The following is a 20,616-nucleotide window of genomic DNA, read 5'->3' on the forward strand; positions in this document are numbered from 1 at the left end:
ACCCGGCCGCGCGAGCCTGTCGGGGCCGCCGTCACTCCCGTCCTGGTGGCGGTGTCCCCCACATGAGGTGGACCCGGTCGTACTCGCCCTTCACGATCGCGGCCTGGTTGTCGAGGCTGTCCGGGTGGTCGGTGCGCCAGTACTCGCTGTGGCCGTGCGAACCGTCGGTCGTGATGCGGTTGGCGCCGAAGGCGCGGTCGTCCGGGCCGACTCCGGCGATCGGCAACGTGTAGGTGGCCTTGCCGAGTTCGGGGATCGGGTCGCCGGGCGCGCGGGCCACCCATACGTGGCCCGGGGCGGTGCCGAGCTGGGACGCGTTGTGGACGTGCATGCCGGGGCTGCCCACCGCGACGATGTCGTCGGCCGCCAAGCCGCCGCGCTTCGCCGCCTCGCCCGCGACGAGGGAGCCGTAGCTGTGGCCGATGACGGTCACGTGGTCCGGTTCGGTCGCGTCGTGGGCCGCGCGCAGGCCGTCGACGAAGCGGCCGAGCTTGGGGGCGCCCGTTCTCGCGTAGTCGGGGTCGAGGGCGCGTTGCAGGGTGTTGGGGGCGTCGTAGCCGGTCCAGGCGATGGCGGCGACGTCGCCGTCGGTGCTTCCGGTGCGCGACCACAGGGCCCGCATGCGTTCGACGTCGCGCGGCACGTTGGCCAGGTCGGCGCCCTTGCCCGGCACGAACACGGCGGTGTGCCGGGCCCGGTCGGGGTCGCCGAGGGCCACGACGGCGGTGCCGTCGCCATCGGGTGAAAGGGCCAGCAGGTAGGCCGGTGGGGCCGCCTTGCCGTCGGGGATCAGGTCAAGCGACGCGCGCAGCCCCCGCACGGCGGCGAGGCGGGTCTCCAGGTCGCCGACGGCCTGGATGAACGCGACGCCGGCGCCCCGGGTGCCGCCGGTGACCGCGTCGAGCTTGGCTCGCTCAGCGGCGAGCCGCTCGCCGAGCCCGGCCTCGGCGGCGGCCAGCACAAGGCGGTTCGCCCGGTCGCGCACGTGCGCCGGGAGGCCGTCGAGCGCGCCGAGCGCCTCGGGGCAGCCGGCCAGGTAGCGCCGGCGGTCGCGCTCGGACAGCCCCGCCCACCACGCGGCGACCTCCTGCGGCCCGCCCTTGGGGATCGCGGACGCGTCGACACTCGCCAGCGCGGCGACCATCGCGCTGTCCGCGGCCGCGTCGGCCATCGCGTCGAGCCCGGGCCGCACACTGTCGGCCGCGAGCCGGCGGACGCCGTCGCCGAGCAGTTCGTCGGCCTCGCTCGCGCGGACGAGCACGGCGGCGATGTCGGCGGAGATCCGCGCCGCGTGCTCCGCGTCGGCGGAGTGGGCGGGTTCGCATGCCCGGGCCCGCACCGCGCCGTCGTCGCCGACCGCGAGGCCGCCCTGTGCGGCTTCGGCGAGCAGCGCCGTCAGAACGGCCTGCGCCGACCGCAGTTCGCTGACGGCCGCCTCCACGAGCGGTGCCACGCCGCAGGCTTCCTGCGCGGCGGCCCGTAACGCCGTGTCCTGTGCTTCGAGTTGCCGGAACGCTGCGTCGGCGTCGGCGCCCGCCCAGCCGGTGGCAAGCAGCGGGCCCGCGACCGTCGACGCGGCGGTGCTGCCTCCCTGGTCCAGCGCCGTGGACAGCCGGGCCCATTCGTCGGCCGCGCTCTCCCAGCGGTTGAACTGGGCGTCGCGCAGCGCGGGCAGGGTCACCACCGCCGCCTCACCCCGCCCCGGCGCGGAACGGCTCGGCGACCGCGTGGTCGGTCTCGACATCGCGCCGCGCGGTGGCGCCGAGACCGTCGGCGGTGCGCCCGTACGCCACGCCGACCTCGGCGAGCCGGCCGCGCCAGGACGCGGCGACCTCGACCAGCGCGTCGGAGAAGGCGAAGCCGGGGCACCCGGTCGCGGCGGCGTCGGCGCTGGCCGCGACCTCGTCGGCGAGCCGCGGCAGCTCGGCGGCGAGCTTCCGCGCGCCGGCTGACGCGCTGTGCAGGGCGGCGGGATCGACGCGCATGATGGGTCCTCCGGGGTTCGCGGGCGGTTGAGTGATCCGCTTCGACGCTAAGCCCGGCCGGCCGAACACACCGGTCGGTTGGCATGAGATTCACCGGATCGGATGGTCAACAGCCGGTTTATCCACAGGATTTCCCCAGCACAGGGCCGGTTTTCCACAGACCTGTGGATGAAGAGTCCGGCAACTCACAGGCACTTAGCGGCTGTTGGCGGCACTACGGGTGATTTGGCCTCTTCCGACCAGTTCGAGGAGAACCGCGATGGCGATCGACTCGGTCGCCAACAAGCCGATCAGGACGAAGAGTTGCACGGCCCCGGCGGCGGCGGGCGAAGCCCCGCCGAGCAGCATGCCGACGAAAGCGCCCGGCAGCGTCACGAGTCCGACGGTACGGGTCTGGTCGAGCGCCGGGATGAGCGCGCCCGCCGCGACCGGCCGGCAGATCTCCAGGCGGGCCTCCCGGTCCATGAGCCCCAGCGACAGCGCGGCCTCGACCTCGCCGCGCCGCACCGTGAGCTCTTCCAGCGCCCGCCGCCCCGCGAGCACCGTCGCGGTCATCGCCCCGCCGATCAGGATGCCCGCGACAGGGATGAGGACGAGGCCGTCGAACGGCACCAGCCGGGTGACCATCAGCAGCGTCAGCACCGGCAGCGTCCCGGCGAGCAGCGGCACCGCGGCCCACGGCCGCCACGGCACGCCGGTGATACGGCCCGACGCGGTCGCGGCGGCCACGCCGTACATGACGAGGACGAACAGCAGCGTCGCCCACCAGTGGTGCACCACCTGCCCGATGACCAGCGCGACCACCAGCAGCTGCACGGCGGCCCGCACCCCGGCGACCAGCACCTCGCGTCCGTGCCCCAGGTGCGCGAGCGCCGCGACGAGGAACGCCGCGAGCAGCAGGACGGCGATGACGACCCCGAGCGTCGGCGTGACGGGAAGCAGCGACGCGGCGACCGTGATCGTCGGGTGGGTCATGGAGACGACGCTAGGCGCTGGGAACGCGAGCACGCTGAGGGCCACGCCGCGGCACGCGGCAGGGCCGGGTTCCCGATACGACGATCACACATGCCGTTCCCTCCCGTCGCACGCGGCTACAGTGGCCGACATGTCAGCCTCGCGTACACCGGTCGGTGCCCCCCGTTGGAGCTACCTCGGGCCGGAGGGCACCTTTACCGAGGCGGCGTTGCGCACGCTGCCGGGAGCCGAGGCGGTCGACACGATTCCCATGGCCTCGGTGCCGGCCGCGCTCGACATGGTGCGGCGGGGCGACGCCGACGCGGCCGTGGTGCCGTTGGAGAACTCGGTCGAGGGCTCGGTCTCCGTCACGCTCGACGAGCTGGCGACCGGCGAACCGCTGATCATCGAGCGGGAGATCCTGCTGCCCATCTCGTTCGCGCTGCTGGTCCGCCCCGGCACGGCGATGGAGGACGTCAAGACGGTCTCCAGCCACTCGCACGCGCAGCCGCAGGTGCGCCGCTGGCTGGCCGCGAACCTGCCCGACTCGCACTGGTTCTCCTCCGCGTCCAACGCCGACGCCGCACGCCTGGTCCAGGAGGGCCGCTACGACGCCGCGCTCGCGGGCGAGTTCGCCGCCGCGCGCTACGGCCTCACGCCGCTGGTCACCGACATCCACGACGTCGAGGGCGCGGTGACCCGGTTCGTGATGGTGCGCCGCCCGGGCGTCGTCGACGCTCCGACCGGGGCCGACCGCACGTCGGTGGCGGCCTTCATCGTCGACGACCACGCGGGCGCCCTGCTGGAGATCCTGCAGGAGTTCGCGGTGCGGGGTGTCAACCTGGACCACATCCAGTCGCGCCCCACCGGCGACGGCCTCGGCCACTACTTCTTCGCGATCGACGCCGAGGGGCACATCGCGGACGCGCGGGTCGGCGAGGCGCTGATGGGTCTGCGCCGGGTGTGCGCCGCGGTGCGGTTCCTCGGCTCGTACCCGCGCGCCGACGGGGCCCGCCCGCAGGTGCGGCGCGGCACGTCGGACGCCGAGTTCGAGGACGCCGCCGCGTGGCTGGACCGCTGCCGGCGCGGCGAGGACTGACCCGGTCGGCCCGGTCCCCTCAGCCCGGGTAGTCGAAGCTGTAGCCCTGCTGGACGAGCCAGGGCAGGAGCCGGGCGAGTGCGGCGACGCTCTGCGAGCGTTCGCCGCCCCCGTCGTGCATCAGGACGACGCCGCCCGGCCGCAGCTGGCGCTGCACGGTGGCGACGATGGTGTCGACGCCCTTGCGCTCCCAGTCGCGGCTGTCGACCGACCAGTCGAGGGGCTTCATGCCGTAGCCGACGGCGACCTTCTTGATGGCGCTCGACCACCCTCCGCCGGGGGCGCGGAACCACTCGAGCTCCGCGTCCGGGGCGGCGGCGAGGATGGCGTCGCGGGCGCCGCCGATCTGCTTGCGGACCTGGTCCTCGGGCATGCGGGCGAGGCGTTCGTCGTGGGTCTCGGTGTGGTCGCACAGGCGGTGTCCCTTGGCGACGATCTTCCGTACCAGCGCGGGGTACGCGCGGGCCTGCTCGCCGACGACGCAGAACGTGGCCTTGACGCCGTACCTGTCGAGCAGGTCGAGGATCTTCGGGGTCCACTCCGCACTCGGCCCGTCGTCGAACGTGAGCGCGACGCGTCGGCCGGAGCCCGCGGTGCTGCGAACGAGCGTGTCCGAGACCGGGGGACGGGCCTGGGGTCCGACGGTCGAAGGGGACGGCGCGGCGGACGAGGCGGGAGCCGACGTGGACTCGGCCGCGCCGCCGCCCTGCGGCGGCACTTCGCGCCCCAGATGGGGGTTCGGGGCGGCGCGCGGTCCGCCGTCGGACGGCGGTGACGCCGACGAGGTGCGGGGGTCGGCACTCCCGCCCTGCATCGAGCAGCCGATCGCGGTCAGTGCGAGGACCGCGAGCAGGGCGACGAGCGGGTGTGCGGGGTGGCGGCGCGTCTCCGACACACGGGCCTCCTCCTGGCTGGGGGGAGTTGCGGCCGATGACGAGACGACCGTCGTCCACCCTGACACACAGAACGGGCAAATCGTCTGATTTTCCGACGTTTTGCTGTTCGTGGCGCCCCGACGGCCGCCGGACGGGAGCACGTGCGCGGAGGCGGCCGCACCGCCCGCGTCAGACCCCCTCGACCGCCGCCAGTCCCCCGTCGGCGTCCGCGGGCGGGAACGGTTCCGCACGCGCCTCCGGACGCAGCGCGACCCGCCCGTCCGGCACCCGGACGATCAGCGCGCCGGGGCGCACTCGCACCACCATCCGCGTACCGGGCCCGATCGGGTCGCCGTCGAGCTCGCGCGGTTCGGGGCGGGCCGTCTCGACCTCGACCGTCCGGCCGGTGAAGTGCTCGATCGGCCGCCAGCGCCGCTGCCGGGCGGCGGCCTGCTGCTCGTCGCGGCGCCGCCGGCCTATGACCCGCAGCGTCGCGTGCGCCCAGCCGGTCATGCCGTACGGGGCGAACACCACCACGTCCAGCAGCCCGTCGTCCGGTTCGGCGCCCGGCAGCAGCTGCATGCCGGCCTGCAGCGCGCCGACGTTGCCGACCAGCACCATGCGGGCCCGCCGGGTGATCGGCGGCCCGTCGTCGATGCGCAGCGTCACCCGCATGCGGGCATCGCGCAGGTGGCGGGCGCCCGAGACGGCGTACGCGGGCCAGCCGACCTTCTTCTTCAGCGCGTCCGGCGCGTCCGCGACCATCGCCGCGTCCAGCCCGATGCCGGCCATCGCGGTGAAGTAGCGGTGCCCGGCGTCGGGTTCGTCGGACTCGATGCCGCCGAGGTCGATGGGCCGGTCGCGGCCGTGCACGGCGACGTGCACGGCGTCGGCGAGGTCGATCGGCAGCCCGAGGTTGCGGGCCAGCAGGTTGCCGGTCCCGGACGGCACGACGGCCAGCGGCACACCGGTGCCGGCCAGCGCCTCCGCGCACTCCCGCACGGTGCCGTCGCCGCCCGCGACCAGGACGAGGTCGACGCCTTCGTCGAGGGCCCGACGGGTCGCGCCCGCGCCCGGGTCGTCGACGGTGGTCTCCAGCCACAGCGGCGGCGCCCAGCCGGCCTCCGCCATGATGCGGGCGATCCGCGCGCGCCCGTCCTCCGAGTCGAGCTTGATCGGGTTGACCACGACGGCGGCACGCGGCACATGCCCGTCGGCCGTGCGCGGCGGCGGGCCACCGGGGCCGCCCCACACCGAGCGCGGCGACAGCACGGCGGCGTTCATGATCGTCAGGACCGCGGCCGCGGACAGGTACGCCGCGACGACGTCGCTGGGGTGGCTGTCGCCCCGGTACACCCGGGCCGCGCCCACCGCGAGCGGCACCAGCAGGAACAGCACCCGCCACACCCACTTGCGGACCGGTCCCGTCAGGTGCACCGAGAGCAGCACCGCGATGCCGCCGTACAGCGCGAGTGCCGCGCCGGTGTGGCCGGACGGGAAGGCGGCGCTGCCCGCGACGTCGTCGAGCCGCGGCACGTCGGGCCGGTCCCGGTCCACGAACTGACGGGCCACCAGGTACACGGCCGTCTGCGCCGCCACGGCGCCCATGAGGAACAGCGGCGCACGCCACGAGCGGTACGCGAGCCTGGCCAGCACGGCGGCGACCAGCGTCCCCGCGACGACCGCGATACCGCCGGACAGCGTGGACAGCACGCGCGAGGCGTTGTCCCATGTGTCGGTGCGGTGCTCGGCCAGCGTGCGGACGAGATCGTCCTCGACCGAGATCGGCCAGACGTCCTCCATGACCCGCGACACGAGCAGGCCGAGACCGACCATCGCCAAGGTCGTCGCCACCAGGGGCAGGACGATCCGCCGCAGGACCCGTCCTGCTTCCGTGAGCATGGTCGCAATTCTTACGCAGCCGGGCGGCTCTCCGAACGGCCGATCTCGTTCCCGTTCGGTTTGTGGGACGTGATCTGCGCCTCTGCCGGATCCCACAGCACCGCGAACAGCAACCAACCGGCGGCCAGCACCACCACACCCAGCGCCCAGCCGGCCACCACATCGCTCAGGTAGTGCACGCCCAACGCGATCCGCGTGAACCCGACGCCGAGCACCGAGACCACCGCGGCGGCCCACAGCAGCGGCCGCAGCAACCGCGGCGTCCACGGCAGCAGCACCACCAGCAGGACACCGCACCCGAGCATCCCGTTGAGCGCGTGCCCCGACGGGAACGACCAGCCGTTCGCGGTCGCCACGGGGTCGGTGAACATCGGACGGTCGCGCGCCACCGCGACCTTGACCAGCGTCCCCGCCGTGCCGCCCACGATCATCACTGCGGCCGCCCACGCGGCGGTGCGCCGGTCGCCGCGCACCAGCAGCACCACGACCGCGACCGCGACGAGCGCGCGGAACGTCCACGGGTCCCACACCCAGTTGGTGAGGAACCGCAGCACGTCCTTCCGCACGGGATGCTCGAGCACCCAGGTGTGGAGGTCCGTCGCGACCCGGACGTCGACCCGGTGCAACGGCCCCCAGCCGAGCACGACGAGGACCAGCAGCACCGTGAAGACGGCGGCGCCGGTCAACGCGCACACCGTGTGCCACGGGCGCGGAGTGAAGCTGTGCACATCCCCTTGATACCGCCTTGATCGCGCCGCGGCCGGGAAAAGGGGCACCGCGACGCCGGTAGTCTGATCTCCGTGATCTTCGTGTGCCTCTCCCGCCCCGCCCCCGGACCGATTTCCGCGCCGGTGCGCGGCGCGTGACCTTCCGGCTGGTCGCCACCGATCTCGACGGCACTCTGATCCGCGAGGACCACTCCATCTCCGCGCGCACGCGCGCCGCACTGTCCGCCGTACGCGCCGCGGGCGCGCACCACGTCATCGTCACCGGCCGCGCCGTCTCCTGGTCGCGCGGCGTCTTCGCCACGCTCGGGTACGAGGGCCTCGCGGTCTGCTCGCAGGGCGCGCAGGTCTACCACGCGGGCGAGGACCGGCTGCTCACCTCCGTGACCCTCGACCGGCAGGTCGCGCGGCTCGCCGCCGAGAAGCTGCGGGCCGAGATCGGGCCCGTGGCGCTCGCGGTCAGCCAGGCCGGGATAGACGGCGCCGTCGTGGTCGAGCCTGCGTACCGGTACAGCCTGCCGCTGCCGGTGCGTACCGCGGACACCCGCGAGGACCTGTGGGCCGAGCCGATCCTCAAGGCGTACGTGCAGCACCGCTCGCTCGGCGACGACGAGCTCGCCGCGACCGCGCGCCGGGTCTGCGACGGCCTGGTCGACGTGACGCACGCCGGCCCCGGCATAGTCGAGCTGCTGCCGACCGGACTGAGCAAGTCGGTCGGGCTGTCCCTGGTCGCGCGGCGGCTCGGGGTGAAAGCGGCGGAGACGATAGCGTTCGGGGATATGCCCAACGACGTCACCATGCTGCGTTGGGCCGGACACGGTGTCGCGATGGCGAACGCGCACGACGCCGTGAAGGCGGTCGCCGACGAGGTCACCGCGTCGAACGACGAGGACGGCGTCGCGGCGGTCTTGGAAAGGCTGTTCGCACCGGCCTGACCGGGCCCGAGCCCCTCGCGTACCGCACCACGACGACGAGAGCACCACCATGAGCACCTCCCCCGACCGGATATCCGGCGCGCCGTGCGTGCCCCCGCCGCGCGGGTCCGCCGCCCCGGACACGCCCCCGCGCACGCCGGGCGCGAGCGTTCGGCGCGGTGCGGGCGGGGCCCTCCTCGTCGCCGGTGTGGTCCTCATCTCGCTCAACATGCGTGCCGCGTTGTCCGGCGTCTCGCCGCTCGTCGGCGAACTGCGCACCGCGTTCGGCCTGTCGACGACGGTCGGCGGCCTCATCACCGCGATACCCGTGCTGTTCCTCGGCCTGGTCTCCCCGGTCGCGCCCGCGCTCGCCCGCCGGATCGGCGCCGAACTGACGCTGCTGGCCGCGCTGGTCGTGCTGACCTGCGGCATCGTGGTGCGCACCGTGCCGTCGCTGGTCGCGCTGTTCGCGGGCGGCGTGCTGGTCGGCGGCGGCATCGCGGTGCTCAACGTGCTCATGCCGGCGGTCGTGAAACGGGACTTCCCCGACCGCACCGCCGTGATGATGGGCGCGTACAGCTCGACGATGGTGTGCGGCGCGGCGGTCGCCGCGGGTGCGAGCGTGCCGATCGAGAACGCGATCGGCCACGGCTGGCGTCCCGCGCTGGGCGTGTGGGCGGCGCTGTCGGTGCTCGCGATCGCGGTGTGGCTCCCACAGGTGCTCCGTGCGCGCCGGGCGCGTGAGACACAGGCCGCACAGGCCGCGGTCGCGGGTGTGTGGCGGTCCCCGCTGGCCTGGCAGGTCACCGGGTTCATGGGCCTGCAGTCGCTGCTGTTCTACGTCGTGCTCGCGTGGCTGCCGACGATGCTGACCGACGACGGGATGACCAAGGGCGACGCGGCCGCGGTCTTCGCGTTCAGCACGGTGTGCCAGATCCCGGCCTCGCTCGGGACGTCGCTGCTCGCCGGCCGCCTGCGCGACCAGCGGCTGCCGGTGGTGGCCGCGATGGCGCTGACCGCGGGCGGGTACGTCGGGCTGCTGTTCGCCCCGGCCGCGGGCGCGTGGGTGTGGGCGGCGCTGCTCGGTCTCGGGCAGGGCGCGGCCGTGGCGCTCGCGCTGACGCTGATCGTGCTGCGGTCGCCGGATCCGCAGGTGGCCGCGCAGCTGTCCGGTATGGCCCAGGCGGTCGGCTACGTGCTCGCCGCGTTCGGGCCGCTTGCGGCGGGCGCGTTCAAGGACGCGAGCGGCGGCTGGTCGGTGCCGATCCTGGTGATGTTGGCCCTGGCCGGCGTGGCGACGGCGTCCGGCCTGGGTGCGGCGCGGCCGCTGCACGTGCGGGTGTCGCGCCGGATCGCCTGACCCGGCGCGGACGGCGCGGGCCGGGCGGCTACAGCTTGGCGACCTGCGGAAGCCCCTCGGTGACGATGCGCTCGAAGACGGCCTCGTCGGTGCCGAAGACGCTGTCGGGCACCGGCAGGTGCACCGCGATGTCGGTCATGCCGACCTCGGCGTAGCGGCCGGCGTAGTCGACGAACGCATCCACCGAGTCGAGCGCGCGCTCGCCGGTCGAGCCGTTGAGCAGGACGCGGTCCAGCTCGCCCGGGTCGCGGCCCTCGGCGGCGCACGCGTCCTCCAGGCGGCGCAGCTGGTCGGCGACCGCGGACTGGTACTCGGCGTTCGTGAGGCCTTCGAGGCGCTTGGGGTCGCCGTACGTCACCCACGCCTGCCCGAGGCGCGCGGTGAGCCGCAGTCCGCGCGGCCCGGTCGCGGCGACCGCGAACGGCAGCCGGGGGCGCTGCACGCAGCCGGGGATCATGCGGACCTCGTCGGCGCTGTAGAAGCGTCCGTCGTAGGTGGTCGCGGGCGAGGTGAGCAGTTCGTCGAGCAGGCCGAGGAACTCCTCGAAGCGGTCCTGGCGCTCGCGCGGGGCCCACGGCTCCTGGCCGAGCGCGGTCGCGTCGAAGCCGAGCCCGCCGGCGCCGATGCCGAGGGTGAACCGGCCTTCGCTGACGTCGTCGAGCGTCATGAGCTCTTTGCCGAAGGTCACCGGGTGGCGGAAGTTCGGCGACGACACGAGCGTTCCCAGGCGGATCCGGGAGGTGACCGCGGCCGCCGCGGTCAGCGTCGGGACGGAGCCGAACCAGGGCTCCTCGCGAAAGCTGCGCCACGAGAGGTGGTCGTACGTCCAGGCGGTGTGGAACCCGGCCGCCTCGGCGTCACGCCACCGCGCTGCGGCTTCGGACCAACGGTAGATCGGGAGGATGACGACGCCGACTCGCATGGCGACGACCCTAATCCCGAACACTCCCGAACAGAAACCCGCGCGAACCGGTCTCACTTTCTCGTTTGCGCTAAGCCAGGATGTACGTCGTGACTGCCACACCGTCTGCCCCGCCGCCGTCCACGCCGCGCCCGCGCCTCGTCGCCACCGACCTGGACGGCACCATTGTGCGCAGCGACGGCACGATCTCCGAGCGGACCCTCGCCGCGCTCGACGCCGTCGAGGCGGCCGGCGGCGCCGTCGTGTTCGTGACGGGGCGGCCGCCGCGCTGGATGGACAAGGTCGCCCAGGTGACCGGCCACCACGGGCTGGCCATCTGCGGCAACGGCGCGGTGGTCTACGACCTGCGCGCGGAGCAGATCGTCGACACCCACCCGATGGACGTCACCGCGGCCCGCAAGGTGATCGCGCTGATCCGCGAGCACGTGCCCGACGTGTGCTTCGCGGTGGAGACCGCGACCGGGTTCGCGCACGAGCCGGAGTACCCGCCGCTGGAGCGCGACCTGTCGATCGTGCACGCCGTCGCGCCGGCCGAGGAGCTGCTCGACGGGCCGGTGCTCAAGCTGCTCGCGCGGCACCCGTCGATGGCGCCCGACGACTTCCTGGCGGTCACCCGCGAGGCGGCCGGCGCGCACGCCGAGTTCACCCACTCGTCCAAGATCGCCCTGGTGGAGATCAGCGCGCTGGGCGTCAGCAAGGCCAGCACGCTGGCGTGGTTCTGCACGCGGCACGGCATCACCGCGGACGAGGTTGTCGCGTTCGGCGACATGCCCAACGACCTGCCGATGCTGGGCTGGGCGGGGCACTCCTACGCGGTCGCGAACGCGCATCCGGCGGTGCTGGCCGCGGTGCCGAACCACACCGCGAGCAATGACGACGACGGCGTAGCGCAAATCATCGAAAAGCTCTTCCCGTAACTCTAAGTAGCATACAGTTACTGTATGCATACACCCCGTCCGGGCGATTCCCCGCTGGCCGCGTTGCTGGGCCACTACGCGGTCGGCACGCCCCTCGGGTTCCGCCCCGTCGCCGAGGGACTGCTCAACCGCGGCTACGAGGTGACCACCACGGAAGGCCGCTGGTTCCTCAAGCACTACCTGCACCAGAGCCCGGCCGCGATCGCCTTCCAGCACCGCGTCACCGCGCGCCTGCCCCGGCACGGCGTCCCCGCCCTGCCGCCGGTCGCCGGCCGCGACGGCCGCACCGCCCGGTGCGTCGGCGGGCGGTGGTTCGCGCTGTTCCCGTGGGTCGAGGGCACGCACCGCGCGGGCGGCGAGCTCGACCACGCCGAGTGCGCGCGGCTCGGCGCGCTGCTCGGCAGCGTCCACGCGACCCTCATGCGGCTGCTGCCGCCCGTCCAGCAGCCGCTGTTCACCCCCGCCGCCGACGCCGCCGCGTCGATGGCCGTCGCCCACCGGCTCCTCGAGGGCATACGGGCGCGCCCGGTCCGCGAGACCTTCGACGAACTCGCGGAGCACCGGCTGATCGAGCGGCTGCGCATGCTGCGCCGTCTCGCCCACCGCCGCCCGCCCGACGACGCGGCGCCGCGCACCGGCTACGTGCACGGCGACTTCCACCCGCTGAACCTGCTGTACGCCGACCGCGACCCGGTCGCGATCATCGACTGGGACCGGCTCGCGGCGCTGCCGGACACCGAAGAGACCGTGCGCGCCGCGCTGCTGTTCTTCACCACCCGCCCGCAGGGCACCCTCGACCTCTCCCGGGTACGCGCGTTCATGCACGCCTACCGAGGCATCGCCGACCCCGGCGGCAGGCAGCTGGCCGCCGCCGTGCGCCGGCTGTGGTGGGAGCGGCTCAACGACTTCTGGATGCTCCGCCGGCACTACGACGAGAGCGACCACCGCTCCGACCCGCTGTTCGCGTCCGCCGCCGCGCTGATCGTGTGGTGGACGCGCAACTACGACGAGGTCATGGACGCGTTCGTCGGCTGACCCGGCTACCGGGTCGAGGGGTTCCCGGCGGGCGGCGGCGCCGACGACGGCGTCGTCTGGGTCGGCGCCGCGCTGGTCGTCGAGGCCGACGTCGTCGACTGCTTCGAGGTCGCCGTCGGGCTCGACGACTTCGAGGTCGCCGTCGGGCTCTGCGACTGCCACGTCGTGGCCGTCGACGGCGACGGCTGCTGCGCCTGGGTCGTCACGCGCCCGCCGGTCAGCGACGGCTTGGACGACGGCAGCTGATTGCCACCGGGGAACGGGTTGTCGTTCGACGTCTCGGTGGGCAGCTGCGTGCTCGGGCTCGTGCCCGTGTTCGGCGTCTGCCCACCGCTGCCGCCCTCGTCGGCGTCGTTCTTGTTCGTCAGGGCGAGCACCAGGATCGTCACACCGGCGATCACCGCGACCACCGCGGCGGCCACCAGCACGTAGAACCCGCCGCCGCGCCGGCGACGCGGCTCCGACACGACCGGCATGGCGCCGGTCCCGCCGTCGTTCGCCGGCAGCGTGCGATGCCCGGGCGGCACAAGGGTGGTGGCCTCGAGGTCACTGTTGCGTCCCTGGGCCGGCCCGCCCGCGATCCGCGCGGTGGGCGCGGTCGGCGAAACGCCCGGCGCCCACGCCTGCCGGGTGGTGCCGGTGGGCGGCTGCGCGGGGATCCGCCCGGTCGGCGCCTGCACGTGGACCGTCTGCCCGGCCAGCGCGCGCCGCAGGTCCATCCGCATTTCTTCGGCGGTCTGGTACCGGTCGTCCGGGTTCTTGGCGAGCGCCTTCAGCGCGATCGCGTCCAGGTGCGGAGGGATACGCGCGTCCGAGGCGGACGGCGGACGCGGGTCGTCCTGCACGTGCTGGTACACGACGGACAGCGGGGTGTCGCCGTTGAACGGCGGCCGCAGCGCCAGCAGTTCGTACAGCAGGCAGCCGCTGGAGTACAGGTCGCTGCGGGCGTCGACGGTACGGCCGAGGGCCTGCTCCGGGGAGAGGTACTGGGGCGTACCCATGACCATGCCGGTCTGGGTCATCGTCGTCGCGGCGCTGTGCAGCGCGCGGGCGATGCCGAAGTCCATCACCTTCACGGCGCCGGAGTTGGTGATGATGACGTTCGCGGGCTTGATGTCGCGGTGGATGATGCCGTTCCGGTGGCTGTACTCGAGGGCCTCCAGCACGCCCTCGGTGATCCGCAGCGCCTGCTCCTGCGGTATCGGCGCTCCCGCGGACAGCAGTTCGCGCACCGTGCGGCCCTCGACGCACTCCATGACGATGAACGGCACCAGCTCCTCGCCGACGCGGTCCTCGCCGGTGTCGTACACCGACACGATCGCGGGGTGGTTGAGCGACGCGGCATTCTGCGCCTCGCGGCCGAAGCGCGAGCGGGCCACCGGGTCCTGGGCCAGATCGGGGCGCAGCGTCTTGACGGCGACGGTGCGCCCCAGGCGCACGTCGTGGGCCATGCTCACCTCGGCCATGCCGCCGCGGCCGAGCTGGCGCCCCAGCTCGTAACGCCCCGCGCCCACGGTCCTGAGCTTGGTCCCGGAGACATCGTCGTCCGGGCGCTGCGGCTGACCCATCACTCCTCGCCGTCCGTCTCGTCACGGTCCGCCGGGAACGGACTCGCTCGTCCCAACGATCGCCGGGCCGCAAAGGCACGGCGGATCCCGGCACCGTGCGCACGTGGCATTGTCCCGCAATCGGGCGTCCGAGTCACCGTACCTGGCCCGGGGTCGCGCCATGCGGCAAAGGCCTTCGCAGGCCCGAGACAAAGCTCACCGCAACGTCCACGACCACGGGGTCCGTCAGGATAGCGGGACTTGCCGACCGGCGTGCGGGGGTGTCCACGACCATCCGGTGGGGCGGAAGACCCCGCGGCCGAGGGCCGTCAGCCGAGTACCACGGCGAGTACGGCCGCCACGACGCACACCAGCGCGCCCGCGACGTACGCGAGCATGCGCCGCCGGGCGCGGTCCGCGCGCTGCGCACGACGCCCCGTGGACGTGCTCGCGCGCCTGCGGTGCGCGCCGCCGCCCGGGGCGACGATCACCGCCGACATACCTGATGCACCGTCAGGGAGGCAGCGCGCCACGGCCGCGCGCATCTCGGCGGCCGACCCGAAGCGCAGCTGCGGGTCCTTCCGCAGCGCGTGCAGCACGAGGTCGTCGACCGTGCCGGGGATGTCCGCGCGGTACGCCGACGGTCGCACCGGCTCGTCGCGCACGTGCTTGTACGCCACGGTGATCGCGCTGTCCCCGTCGAACGGCACCGTCCCGACGAGCAGTTCGTACAGCAGGCAGCCCACCGAATAGACGTCGCTGCGCGGCGTCGCCGGATGCCCGAGGGCCTGCTCGGGCGAGAAGTACTGCGGCGTGCCCATGATGTGGCCGGCGGCGGTCAGCGGCGCCGCGGTGCCCTGCACGGCGCGCGCGATGCCGAAGTCCATGACCTTGACCGCGCCGTCCTCGGTCACCATGACGTTCACCGGCTTGATGTCGCGGTGCACGATGCCGCGCCCGTGGCTGTACTCCAGCGCGTCCAACACGTGCGCCACGATGTGCAGCGCGCGCGGCCACGCGAGCGGCCCCTCGTGCCGCAACAGCGCGCGCAGCGTGACGCCTTCGACCAGCTCCATGACGATCCACGGCACCGGCCCGGCCTTGCCCGGGTCCTCGCCGGTGTCGTAGACCTGCACGACCGCGGGGTGGTTGAGCGCCGCGGCGTGCTCGGCCTCGCGCGCGAAACGCGAGCGGGCGACGACGTCCTCGGCCAGTTCGCCGCGCAGCCGCTTGACCGCGACGATGCGGTCCAGGGCGCGGTCGTGGGCCTCGTGGACGACCGCCATTCCGCCGCCGCCGACCCGCCGCAGGGTGCGGTACCGGCCGGCGCCGAACTCCGTCCCGGCGAACTCGTCGTGCCGGTCGTCCCGGTCGTGCACCATCAGCGGCCCCCCGTGGTGCGGCGTCGTGGTGGCGGGGGGGGGGGGGGGGGGGGGGCCCCCCCCCCGCCCCCCCCCCGCGAGTCTGCGTGGCGGTCGCGGCCGGTGTGCGCGGCCGCGGTCGCCGACCCTTTCACGCGCCCGCCGGGGCACGCGAACTCAGGTGGGCCTTACTGCTGGTGCCGGGTGGTGCCGCGGCCTACAGGTACGGGCCGGACGTCGTGCCCGCGCCCGGCTCGCCCGGGCGGCCCTGGATCGCACCGGGCGGCAGCGCCCTGCGCATCGTCTCCAACTGGGCGCGCGCGGCCATCTGTTGCGCGAACAACGCGGTCTGGATGCCGTGGAAGAGCCCTTCGAGCCAGCCGACCAGCTGGGCCTGCGCGATGCGGAGCTCCGCCTCGGTCGGCACCACGTCGTCGTTGAACGGGAGCGTCAGGCGCTCCAGCTCCTCGACGAGCTCGGGGGCGAGGCCCTTCTCCAGCTCCTTGATCGAACCCTTGTGGATCTCCGCGAGCCGGACCCGGCTGGCCTCGTCGAGGGGCGCCGCGCGCACCTCCTCGAGCAGCTGCTTGATCATGCTGCCGATGCGCATGACCTTTGCGGGCTGTTCGACCATGTCGGTGACCGCGAGGTCGCCGTTCTCCTCGCCCTCGGCGCCCCCGACCGCCATGCCGTCGGGGCCGACGATCACGACGTGGGGGTTCTCGTCCTGCGGTTCGCTGTTCGGCATGTCCATGGTCCCATCCTCTCCCGTCGGCGCGGGGCCCCGCCACGGACGGGTCCCCGCGCCAGGCGAGAGGAGCGGCCCGGGTCAGGCGCGCCGGGTGCGGAAGTGCGCGCGGGAGCGCGTGAACAGCGCGGCGAGCGCCGCAGCGACCAGCGGCAGCACCAGCAGGGCCAGGCCCATCTGGCCCCACGGCACGACGAGCGGCGTCCCTGGCGGGTCGATGCCGCTCACGCGGGCCAGTTCCTCCACGGTGTCCGTGGTCTTCCACCGCAACGCCGCGGCGGGGAGCAGGCCGACCACGAGTCCGAGCGCCGTGCCGATGAGCGCGATCGTCCAGCTCTGCGCGGCGGACAGCATCCGGCGCACGTACGGAGGCGCTCCGACCGCCCCCAGCGTGGCCAGGTCGGCCCGCCCGTCGGCCAGCGCGAGGCCCGTCGCGACGGCGACCGCGCCGAGCGCGACGACGAGCGCGGACGCCGCGAGCAGCAGGATCTGCGTGCTCGGCCGGCCCTGGTAGCCGCGTTCGACGTGCAGCCAGCCCGGGAACCTGGCGGTGACCAGCATGTCCTGGACGTGCTGCACCTCGGCCTCGGTGGGCATCCGCCGGGTGTCGTAGAGCAGCCCCGTCGTGACGGTTTCGACGCCGGTGGCGCGCGCGGCCTCCTCGCCGAACACCGCCTGGACGAACGACCCGCCCTCCGGCGGCGCGAACACCCGGCCGGGCAGCCTGACCTCGGTCGGCGGCGGAGGCGGTGCGGGCGACCCCGTCGGGGAAATACCGTCCGAGGAGACGGACGTCACGACGTTCCTGCTGACCAGCACCGTGACCTTGCCCTCCGCGTCGAGCATCAACGGGTCGAAGACGACGACCCCGTGCTTCAGCGCGTCGGCCATACCCGGCTCCACGGCGCCGTTGATCCGCTGGATCTCGGACACGCCGCCGACGACCGTGCCGAACAGGAAGCCCCGGACGATCTGCGGGCGGCAGCGCGGGTCCTTGCGCGTCTCCTCGTCCATGAAGACGGCGCCCGTCGACATCGGCTCGGACCGCATCCGCTCCTCCGCGGGGCAGCGGTTCGCGGGAGGCCGGGTCAACGACACCGTGTCGCAGGCCTGGTCGAAGGGGCAGGACTGGCGGAGCCCGCGGACCGGGCCGTCGCCGGTCACCGGAAGCGTCTGCTCGATGATCGTCCGAGCGTGCTCCCCCGCCGGGATCGTGCCGCTGTCGAGTGTCACGGACACCTGCCCGGGGCGGCTCACCGCCTGGTACTGCAAGCGCGCGTCGTGGTCGACGCTCGCCCAGTAGGCCGCGACCGCGGTGGCCCCGGCGACCGCGGCCATGACCGCCGCGACGGCGGGCGCGGTGCGCGGCCGGTTGCGCGCCGCGTCCCGCAGCGCGAGGCGCGGGGTGAGCGGCAGCAGCCGCCCGAGCCGTCCGGCGAGGCCGAGCAGCGCAGGGCAGCACGCGATCACGCCGAGTTCGGCCACCGTGCATCCGGCCAGCAGCACGGTGTCGTCGGGGTTCGACCGCGCCCCGTAGTAGGCGAGACCCAGTCCCGCCGCACAGACCACGAGGCCCGCCGCCGGAAGGAGCCGCGAGCCGCGCCGCACCCCGCGCCGGTCGGACAGCGAGGACGCGACGCTCTCGCGGGCCGCGAGGAACGCCGGAACCGCGGCCGCCACCAGGCCGATCAGCACGCCGAGCACGACGACGGCGACGACCTCCAGCGGCCGCACGTCGTAGTGTCCGAGGCGCTTGCCGGAGGTCTCCGAGAACCAGTCGCGCGACAACCACGCGGCGAGCAGGCCGCCGGTGCCGCCGACCAGGCCCGCCAGCCCGCCGAGGAAGACGCCGTCGGCGAGCACGATGGTGCGGATGTGCCGCGCGTCGCCGCCGACCACGCCCACCAGGCCGAAGTCGCGCCTGCGGCGCCGCGCGCCGACCGCGAAGGCGGGTCCGGCGAGGAGGACGACCTCGAGGAGCGCCATGCCGACCACGACGACACCGACCGCCATGGCGAGGTCGGAGAAGCGCTTCGCTCCCGACAGGTCCTGCCGGTAGAAGGGCACCTGGCTGTCCGGCGGCGGGTGTTCGGCCACGGAACGGGACTGCACGGCGACGCCCTTGCCGTTCGCGGCGAGCACCTTGTCCCATGTGAAGGGGGTCGGCCCGGCGACCAGGTACTCGACGTCCGCCGGGGGGACGGCGCCGGGCGGCAGCCGGTCCAGCAGCGCGCCCGGCTTCGTGATCACACTCACGGCCCGCAGGGAGTCCGGCAGTTCGACGGTGCCGACGATGCGGAAGACCGTTCCGGTGGCCTGGTCCGCGAGCGTCCCGCCGATCCGCAGGCCGCCGGAGTGGAGCAGCTTCACGGTGACGGCCACCTCGTCCGGCCCATTGGGGGCACGGCCCTCGACCTGCGTGACGATGCCGCGGGCGAGCGGTGCCGCGTAGTCGAACTCCCGCCAGTCGACGCTCGCCAGGCCGTAGCCGGTGCGCACGATGACCCGCGTCTTCGCTTCGGTCAGCACGGCGGCGCCGGGAGGAACGAACGCTTTGGGGTCGCCGGGCGGGGGAGGGACGTACGGGCCGGGCCGCCCCGTCGCCGGGTCGATGGACGGCGCGCTGTACTCGGGCACCCTGTCAGTGAAGTCCAGCGGGTCCTGCGCGATCGGGAGCGGCTCGGCGCGCAACCGTGCCTCGGCCTGGCCGATGACCCGTTCCAGCCGCTCGTTCAGGTCCAACTGCTGGCTGCGGTACGTGATGTCGGCGGCCGCGGCGGCGAACACCGGCAGCGCGACCATGAGGACGATGAGCAGGCTGCGCCCCTTGGCCCGCCACGCCTCGCGGCGCGCGATGCGCAGCGCCGCCCGCCACGAGGTCAGCGCGCTCATCCGCGGACGTCCTTCGCCAGCAGGCTCTCCGCCTCGCTCTGCCGCCCGGTGTCGTCGACGAGCCGGCCGTCGCGCAGGAACACGACGCGGTCGGCCCAGGCGGCGTGCCGTGCCTCGTGCGTGACCAGGACCGCCGCGGCGCCCGCGTCGCAGCGGGCGCGCAGCACGCGCAGGACGGCCTCACCGGTGACGGAGTCGAGCGCGCCGGTGGGTTCGTCGGCGAGCACCAGGCGCCGTTCGCCCACGAGCGCGCGGGCGATGGCGACGCGCTGCTGCTGGCCGCCGGACATCTCGTCGGGGAACCGGTCGGCGAGCCCCTCGATGCCGATCTCGGCGAGCGCGGCGAGCGCCGTGGCGCGGGCCTTGCGCACCGAGGTGCCGTCGAGTTCGAGGGGGAGCGCGGCGTTCTCGACGGCCGTCAGCGCGGGGATCAGGTTGAGGTCCTGGAACACGTAGCCCACGCTGCGGCGGCGCAGCGCGGCCTGCCTGCGCCGGGACAGGCCGGTGATCTCGGTGCCCTCGACGAGGACCTGTCCGGTGGTGGGGGCGTCCAGACCGCCGGCCAGCATCAGCAGCGTGGACTTTCCGGACCCGGACGGACCCATCACGGCGAGCAGTTCGCCCGCGGCGACGGTCAGGTCGATGCCGATCAGGCTCTCGACACGCGTCTCGCCCTTGCCGTAGGTGCGGCCCAGGCCGCGCAGTTCGAGCACCGGCGTGCTCATCGCCGCCCCTTGCGCGTGCGGCCGCCGCGGACGGCGGGGGCGCCGTCCGAAACGGCGGGCAGCGGAGCGGGCGCGGGCGCGGTCAGGTCGCGGCGGGCGATGCGCGCCTCGCAGTGGTCGAGCCAGCGGATCTCCGCCTCAGCCTGGAACACGAGGTTCTCCAGGACGAGTTGCCAGGCGAGGTCGTCGTCCGCGGCCCGCATCTTCAGGCGGGTGTAGTCCTGCAGCATGCGCAGCGTGTGGGCGCGCTGGTGCTGCACGACCGCGACGACGTCGACGCCGGGGACGGTGACCGCCATGGCGAGCTTGATGGCGAGTTCGTCGCGGGGCCGGTCGGCGCGCGAGACGGGTTCGTCGAACCACGCGTGCAGTTCGCGGCGTCCGGCGTCGGTGATGCGGTAGAAGACGTGGCCCTCGTCGTCCTCGCCGTCGGGTTGCGCAAGGCCGTCGCGGTCGAGCCGGCCAAGTGTCGTGTACACCTGGCCGACGTTGAGGGGCCACGTCGAGCCGGTGCGGGATTCGAATTCCGCGCGCAACTGGTAGCCGTAGCGCGGGCCCTGGTCTAGCAGGGCTAGCAGACCGTGCTTGATGGACATACTGAGTATGTATACCGAGTATGCTCACCGGCACAAGGGCTCTCGCGCTGCCGGGTTGT

At 74.0% G+C, this 20,616-nt stretch carries 18 protein-coding genes; 5 read left to right on the forward strand and 13 right to left on the reverse strand.

Annotated elements, in window-relative coordinates:
* Positions 1–31 precede the first annotated feature (31 nt).
* The 3 genes from QI554_RS37860 to QI554_RS37870 form a co-directional block, all read right to left on the reverse strand.
* Positions 32–1,681 carry an alpha/beta hydrolase gene (locus QI554_RS37860; RefSeq protein ID WP_281477013.1) on the reverse strand — a complete coding sequence of 550 codons (1,650 nt, stop codon included), beginning with the start codon at positions 1,679–1,681 and terminating at the stop codon, positions 32–34.
* 10 nt (positions 1,682–1,691) lie between these two features.
* The gene (locus QI554_RS37865; protein WP_281477015.1) at positions 1,692–1,985 is read right to left on the reverse strand and encodes a hypothetical protein; all 294 of its coding nucleotides are present in this window, start codon (positions 1,983–1,985) and stop codon (positions 1,692–1,694) included.
* Between the two features lie 195 nt (positions 1,986–2,180).
* Positions 2,181–2,960: an ABC transporter permease gene (locus QI554_RS37870; RefSeq protein WP_281477017.1), complete on the reverse strand. Its 780-nt coding sequence runs from the start codon at positions 2,958–2,960 to the stop codon at positions 2,181–2,183.
* Positions 2,961–3,090: 130 nt separating this feature from the next.
* On the opposite strand from QI554_RS37870, the gene pheA reads away from it, so the two are divergent.
* Positions 3,091–4,038, forward strand: coding sequence for a prephenate dehydratase (gene pheA / locus QI554_RS37875; protein ID WP_281477018.1), 948 nt, complete (start codon positions 3,091–3,093; stop codon positions 4,036–4,038).
* 19 nt (positions 4,039–4,057) lie between these two features.
* Here the strand turns inward: pheA and QI554_RS37880 are convergent, their stop codons facing one another.
* The 3 genes from QI554_RS37880 to QI554_RS37890 all read right to left on the reverse strand — a co-directional run bounded on the left by QI554_RS37880 (position 4,058) and on the right by QI554_RS37890 (position 7,543).
* Entirely contained in the window at positions 4,058–4,933 is an 876-nt protein-coding gene (locus tag QI554_RS37880) for a polysaccharide deacetylase family protein (protein WP_281477020.1), read from the reverse strand.
* 169 nt (positions 4,934–5,102) lie between these two features.
* Complete coding sequence (locus tag QI554_RS37885; RefSeq protein ID WP_281477021.1) at positions 5,103–6,815, reverse strand: bifunctional phosphatase PAP2/diacylglycerol kinase family protein; 1,713 nt, start codon at positions 6,813–6,815, stop codon at positions 5,103–5,105.
* A gap of 11 nt (positions 6,816–6,826) precedes the next feature.
* Positions 6,827–7,543, reverse strand: coding sequence for a phosphatase PAP2 family protein (locus QI554_RS37890; protein WP_281477023.1), 717 nt, complete (start codon positions 7,541–7,543; stop codon positions 6,827–6,829).
* 134 nt (positions 7,544–7,677) lie between these two features.
* Here QI554_RS37890 and QI554_RS37895 point away from each other — a divergent pair, with 134 nt between their 5' ends.
* Positions 7,678–8,475, forward strand: a complete 798-nt coding sequence (locus tag QI554_RS37895; protein WP_281477024.1) for an HAD family hydrolase — start codon at positions 7,678–7,680, stop codon at positions 8,473–8,475.
* A 49-nt stretch (positions 8,476–8,524) separates the two neighbouring features.
* Positions 8,525–9,814: a CynX/NimT family MFS transporter gene (locus tag QI554_RS37900; protein WP_281477026.1), complete on the forward strand. Its 1,290-nt coding sequence runs from the start codon at positions 8,525–8,527 to the stop codon at positions 9,812–9,814.
* Between the two features lie 28 nt (positions 9,815–9,842).
* Here the strand turns inward: QI554_RS37900 and QI554_RS37905 are convergent, their stop codons facing one another.
* Complete coding sequence (locus tag QI554_RS37905) at positions 9,843–10,736, reverse strand: LLM class flavin-dependent oxidoreductase (RefSeq protein WP_281477028.1); 894 nt, start codon at positions 10,734–10,736, stop codon at positions 9,843–9,845.
* 80 nt (positions 10,737–10,816) lie between these two features.
* On the opposite strand from QI554_RS37905, the gene QI554_RS37910 reads away from it, so the two are divergent.
* Together QI554_RS37910 and QI554_RS37915 are read left to right on the forward strand one after the other, a co-directional pair.
* A complete protein-coding gene (locus QI554_RS37910) occupies positions 10,817–11,653 on the forward strand; it encodes an HAD family hydrolase (RefSeq protein WP_281477029.1) in 837 nt (278 codons plus the stop codon).
* A 24-nt stretch (positions 11,654–11,677) separates the two neighbouring features.
* Positions 11,678–12,688 carry a phosphotransferase gene (locus tag QI554_RS37915; RefSeq protein ID WP_281477032.1) on the forward strand — a complete coding sequence of 337 codons (1,011 nt, stop codon included), beginning with the start codon at positions 11,678–11,680 and terminating at the stop codon, positions 12,686–12,688.
* 5 nt (positions 12,689–12,693) lie between these two features.
* Here the strand turns inward: QI554_RS37915 and QI554_RS37920 are convergent, their stop codons facing one another.
* The 6 genes from QI554_RS37920 to QI554_RS37945 form a co-directional block, all read right to left on the reverse strand.
* Positions 12,694–14,256 (reverse strand): protein kinase domain-containing protein, encoded by a 1,563-nt coding sequence (locus QI554_RS37920; protein WP_281477034.1) that lies wholly within the window; start codon positions 14,254–14,256, stop codon positions 12,694–12,696.
* Positions 14,257–14,564: 308 nt separating this feature from the next.
* Positions 14,565–15,617: a protein kinase domain-containing protein gene (locus QI554_RS37925; protein ID WP_281477035.1), complete on the reverse strand. Its 1,053-nt coding sequence runs from the start codon at positions 15,615–15,617 to the stop codon at positions 14,565–14,567.
* Positions 15,618–15,813: 196 nt separating this feature from the next.
* Positions 15,814–16,350 carry a bacterial proteasome activator family protein gene (locus QI554_RS37930; protein ID WP_281477036.1) on the reverse strand — a complete coding sequence of 179 codons (537 nt, stop codon included), beginning with the start codon at positions 16,348–16,350 and terminating at the stop codon, positions 15,814–15,816.
* A gap of 75 nt (positions 16,351–16,425) precedes the next feature.
* Complete coding sequence (locus QI554_RS37935) at positions 16,426–19,236, reverse strand: FtsX-like permease family protein (protein WP_281477037.1); 2,811 nt, start codon at positions 19,234–19,236, stop codon at positions 16,426–16,428.
* The gene (locus tag QI554_RS37940) at positions 19,233–19,961 is read right to left on the reverse strand and encodes an ABC transporter ATP-binding protein (RefSeq protein ID WP_281477039.1); all 729 of its coding nucleotides are present in this window, start codon (positions 19,959–19,961) and stop codon (positions 19,233–19,235) included. Before QI554_RS37940 ends, QI554_RS37935 begins: the two co-directional genes overlap by 4 nt.
* Positions 19,958–20,557, reverse strand: a complete 600-nt coding sequence (locus tag QI554_RS37945) for a PadR family transcriptional regulator (RefSeq protein WP_281477041.1) — start codon at positions 20,555–20,557, stop codon at positions 19,958–19,960. The genes QI554_RS37940 and QI554_RS37945 overlap by 4 nt, the downstream gene beginning before the upstream one ends.
* Between the last annotated feature and the right edge of the window lie 59 nt (positions 20,558–20,616).

This window comes from Yinghuangia seranimata, from assembly GCF_029953285.1.
Lineage (GTDB): Bacteria > Actinomycetota > Actinomycetes > Streptomycetales > Streptomycetaceae > Yinghuangia > Yinghuangia seranimata.

Coding starts and splice junctions, on each gene's coding strand:
- QI554_RS37865 (WP_281477015.1), bottom strand. CDS start 1,985: ATGCGCGTCGATCCCGCCGCCCTGCACAGCGCGTCAGCCGGCGCGCGG.
- QI554_RS37920 (WP_281477034.1), bottom strand. CDS start 14,256: ATGGGTCAGCCGCAGCGCCCGGACGACGATGTCTCCGGGACCAAGCTC.
- QI554_RS37900 (WP_281477026.1), top strand. CDS start 8,525: ATGAGCACCTCCCCCGACCGGATATCCGGCGCGCCGTGCGTGCCCCCG.
- QI554_RS37870 (WP_281477017.1), bottom strand. CDS start 2,960: ATGACCCACCCGACGATCACGGTCGCCGCGTCGCTGCTTCCCGTCACG.
- QI554_RS37940 (WP_281477039.1), bottom strand. CDS start 19,961: ATGAGCACGCCGGTGCTCGAACTGCGCGGCCTGGGCCGCACCTACGGC.
- QI554_RS37935 (WP_281477037.1), bottom strand. CDS start 19,236: ATGAGCGCGCTGACCTCGTGGCGGGCGGCGCTGCGCATCGCGCGCCGC.
- QI554_RS37905 (WP_281477028.1), bottom strand. CDS start 10,736: ATGCGAGTCGGCGTCGTCATCCTCCCGATCTACCGTTGGTCCGAAGCC.
- QI554_RS37910 (WP_281477029.1), top strand. CDS start 10,817: ATGTACGTCGTGACTGCCACACCGTCTGCCCCGCCGCCGTCCACGCCG.
- QI554_RS37945 (WP_281477041.1), bottom strand. CDS start 20,557: ATGTCCATCAAGCACGGTCTGCTAGCCCTGCTAGACCAGGGCCCGCGC.
- pheA (WP_281477018.1), top strand. CDS start 3,091: ATGTCAGCCTCGCGTACACCGGTCGGTGCCCCCCGTTGGAGCTACCTC.
- QI554_RS37915 (WP_281477032.1), top strand. CDS start 11,678: ATGCATACACCCCGTCCGGGCGATTCCCCGCTGGCCGCGTTGCTGGGC.
- QI554_RS37885 (WP_281477021.1), bottom strand. CDS start 6,815: ATGCTCACGGAAGCAGGACGGGTCCTGCGGCGGATCGTCCTGCCCCTG.
- QI554_RS37930 (WP_281477036.1), bottom strand. CDS start 16,350: ATGGACATGCCGAACAGCGAACCGCAGGACGAGAACCCCCACGTCGTG.
- QI554_RS37925 (WP_281477035.1), bottom strand. CDS start 15,617: ATGGTGCACGACCGGGACGACCGGCACGACGAGTTCGCCGGGACGGAG.